The 1,852-nt window shown below is 63.0% G+C and carries 1 protein-coding gene; it reads right to left on the minus strand.

The window, feature by feature from the left end:
* Window positions 1-346: 346 nt before the first annotated feature.
* The coding region (locus WCE35_RS20090) for a phospholipase effector Tle1 domain-containing protein (protein ID WP_424595066.1) at window positions 347-1,852 on the minus strand (1,506 nt) is incomplete at its 5' end.

Here is a 1,852-nt window from a genome sequence, read left to right on the forward strand (position 1 = left end):
AGGCTGCGCATCGCCTATACCCATCTCAAGGCGTATGAGATGCAGCGGGGGTGACCTTGTTTGACCTCCTCCCTGGAGGGGGACGGGTCGGCTCGCATGAAGCGAAGCGAAATACGAACTCCCCCTCCAGGCGAGGGTGAAGCGCTCACAGATGCGCGAGATTGTGGGCTCGACGGCTCTCAACGCTGAGTTTCCAGCACCCGATATCTGGGTCAAGGAGCCGAATAGGCACGCGGCTACGCGCTCGACCAGCGCCTGAGCGGGGAGAAGGCCCGGCGCGAACTCGGCTGGCAGCCGCGGCGTCTCGATCCGCCGGGCGAGATCGCCGAGCTTGGGTGACCGCGTCCTATCTTCGCGTCACCGTCAGTTTCGCGGCACCTCGGTCTTTTCGGTAGAACCAGTCGTACAGCCCGGGGATGCCGATGACGGCGTCGTTGACAAAGATGAAGAGCTCCCCCTTGCGGGTCGGCTTGATCACCGTCTCGATGATGTAGTCTTCGGGATCAGGTTCAATAAAGTCCTCCTCGCCGCCCACGCCGCCATATCGCAATACGATGCGGAACCAGTCCTGCGTCAGTTCACGACGCAGCGGGACGAATGGCGCGAGCAGGAGCCGGTGATACCAGGCCGGCTGGGCGGTGGAGGAGAAGCCGCCGATTGGAACGGGGATGCCCAACCAATTGCTCCATGGCTCCGACGACATCGCTTCGACCTTGACGTAGTATCTGGCGCCATTGCCTTCGACCTTGATTCCGGTTGCCTTGCAGATATCCGACGCCTTGAATTCGATGGGCTGGGCAATGGTCTCGCCTTTGGCGAGGCCCTTCGGGCTCGCACTCTCCATGCAAGTGAGCCCCGCAACATCCTGAACGTTGTAGAGCAGATGGCTCGCGAGACAGAACCCGAGATAGACGAACAGAAGGGCAAAGAAAGCCGGCGCCCACCTGCGTTTCAACCTTTCGTGGAGAGCGATGTAGACGGGATGGCTGCGCAGCCGGTAGATGAAATTGTTCGGCAGGCCTGACGGCGCGTCCGGAACGCCGCGCCAGATCGTCCCCATCCCGACCGAGATGCGCGACGCGATGCGCATTCCCCACAACATCAGGCCGCCTACCAGGGCCGCGAGCAGCAGGAACGAACCTGGCGCGCGCGCATAGCCGTTAACCCAGGTCGAGGCAAAGCCGGGCAGGAAACCGCCCACCAGGCGTATCAGGTCCGAAACCCAGCGGATCGGGCTGGTGAATTCGTCGTCGCGCTGCGCCCCGCTGACCAGCGGAAACACCAGCAGCCAGAGCGTGGCGCCGACGGTGGCGAAGTAGACGATGCGGCGTTTCCAGATTTCGTTCCAGACGTGCTCCTGCGCGTCGGCCCGCGCCTTTGCCTCGTCGTCTTCCTCCACGCCGAACTGCGACGGCGTCAGGATGGCGCCGTCTGTTTCGCGGACGACGTCGTAGACCGGCGGCAGGCCCGCCGGCGCATAGGCATGTGCGTGATTGTCGATGCGGCGGAAAACCGTTTCGTGGATTTTCGGGCGCGCGATGACGACCTCGTCGTCTTCCTTCCTGGTGTATCGGGCGTTGCACAGCTGCCCCAGCTTGCGCGGTCCGTAGCGGTAATACGAGCCCAGACCAGAGCGGGGATCGTAGATGCGGCCGTCCTTGTCGCGCCTGGAAATCGCGTTCTTGAACGTATCGGGGTCCGCCACCGGAGCCGGCGGTTTGACCGCGTCCGATTTGAACTTCAGGCCGCAATTTCGCGCCTCGGTGATCATCCAGACGAAGGGAATGTAGGCCAGCGAATCGTCGGGATAGCCGCCGCCGATGTTGGAATGCACGCCTGCGAACCACACCTG

The sequence above is a fragment of the Bradyrhizobium sp. genome (genome assembly GCF_049691595.1).
Classification (GTDB): Bacteria; Pseudomonadota; Alphaproteobacteria; order Rhizobiales; family Xanthobacteraceae; genus Bradyrhizobium.